This is a genomic window from Azonexus sp., assembly GCF_036170495.1.
GTDB lineage: Bacteria > Pseudomonadota > Gammaproteobacteria > Burkholderiales > Rhodocyclaceae > Azonexus.
Window position 1 is genome coordinate 1 of sequence record NZ_JAVHPH010000420.1, and the last position, 1,791, is coordinate 1,791.

2 protein-coding genes are annotated in these 1,791 nt (G+C 67.7%); one reads left to right on the forward strand and one right to left on the reverse strand.

Features of this window, described 5'->3' with window-relative positions; all coding sequences use genetic code 11:
- The coding region (locus ADADOO_RS15370) for a winged helix-turn-helix domain-containing protein (protein ID WP_511278378.1) at positions 1 to 558 on the reverse strand (558 nt) is incomplete at its 3' end.
- A gap of 486 nt (positions 559 to 1,044) precedes the next feature.
- Between ADADOO_RS15370 and ADADOO_RS15375 the strand changes: the two genes are divergently transcribed.
- On the forward strand, positions 1,045 to 1,791 hold a 747-nt coding region (locus tag ADADOO_RS15375), incomplete at its 3' end, for an IS110 family RNA-guided transposase (RefSeq protein WP_511278379.1).

The window sequence follows — 1,791 nt, forward strand, 5'->3', positions numbered from 1 at the left end:
GTCTTCTCCGACGACGTCCGCGAGCGCGGTCGCTTCGGCCCCGCCGCCGAGTACGGCGAAGGGCATCACGGCAAGCGAGATCTGGCCGACGGGTTCGCTGCGGTGCCAGCCCAAGAGCAGGATCGCCGCCGGCACCAGCAGCGCTGCCATCCCTGCCGCCAGCGCCATGCGAACTGTCGCTGGCCGGCGGGACACGTTGGCAGGGACTGGCGCCGCTGGCAGCGGCGGAACACTGCGCGCCGCTTCGGCCGGCAGGTGCAGCGCATAGCCTCGGCGGGCGTGCGTCTCCAACCAACTGAGACGCTCGGGCCCGAGCGCGCGACGAATCTCGGACAGGCACTGGGCCAGCGAGTTCTCCGTCACCACGGCTTGGCCCCACACGGCGTCGAGCAGTTCGTCCCGCGTCACCAACTGCCCGGCACGAGACAGCAGATGGGCCAGCACGGCGGCGCTCTGTGGCCGTAGGCGGCGCACCTCGCCATCGATCGCAAGCTCGCCGGTCAGGGCATCGAAGCTGGCGTCGCCGAGGGTGTGAGGTACTGGCTGCCGGGCGTCCACGGGAACGGGGAGTGGAGGTGGGTCTGCGGGGCCGTAGTCCAGCAGCCCGAGTGGTGCAGCGGAGTGCGGTGACGCAATGATCGTAGGCGCCGTTCAGGGTCACGGCAAGGGCGCTCTGGTCCGGCAGAAACCCCACCCTTGTTGACGTCGACGCAAAGCCGACCCAGTGCGCTGACTTTCGACTAACCATCATGAGCCGGAAGGCGCACCCGGGATGATGGAAGAGACTATGGGGTGTGCGGGGCAGCGTGGGTAGAGGCCGGTCAAAGTTTTGATGGCATCGTGACCGCGATAGCTAACCTGACCCGCTGCCGACCACTCGTACCCAGGATTGCCTGCGGGCGTACACCGGCCGGTGACGGCGGGTGCATGTCTGACAGCCCACATTAAAGAGAGCCGCCGGGCGTGCCCGGCAGGCCGTTGGTCGGCGGCACCTACGCTGCTCCGCACGCTTGTGATTGTTGTTCAAGCTGCAGGAGGCATGCAATGGATTTGACCCCGATGCACAAGCGCGTGATTGCGCTGGATGTTCACCAGGCCAAGATCACCGCCTGTGCCGTTGTGGAACATGAGGACGGTCGGGTGGAGGTCATCAAGCGGGAGTTCGGTGCCTTCAAACGCGACCGGCGCGCGTTGGCGCAATGGTCGCTGGAGATCAGGCCCGAGGTGGTGGTGATGGAGAGCACGGGCGTGTACTGGAAGAGCCCGTTCGCGGCGCTGGAGGCGGTGGGCATCACCGCGTGGGTGGTCAACGCGCGGCACGTCAAGGCGGTGCCCGGGCGCAAGACCGACATGGCCGATGCGCAGTGGCTGGCCACGCTGGCCCGGGCGGGGCTGTTGCGGGCGTCGTTCATCCCGCCGCTGCTGATGCGGCAGTTGCGGCTGGTGGCGCGGCAGCGCCAGAAGCTGGTGGGCATGTGCAGCGCGGAGAAGAACCGGCTGCTCAAGGTGCTGGTGGACGCGGGCATCCGCATCAACGTGGTGGTGGCCGACATCCACGGCGCCAGCGCGCGGGCCATGGTCAAGGCGCTGATTGCGGACAAGCCCATGCACGAGGTGCTGGACTGCAAGGGCCGGCTGCGGGCCAGTCGAGAGGAGTTGTTCGAGGCCCTGAGCACCGAGCAGTTCAGCGCCACGCACCGCTTCGTGGCCGACGAGATCGTTCAGCACATCGAGCAGATCGAGCAGCGCGTTGCGCGGCTGGACGCGTATCTGCTGCAGGGTCTGAAGGGC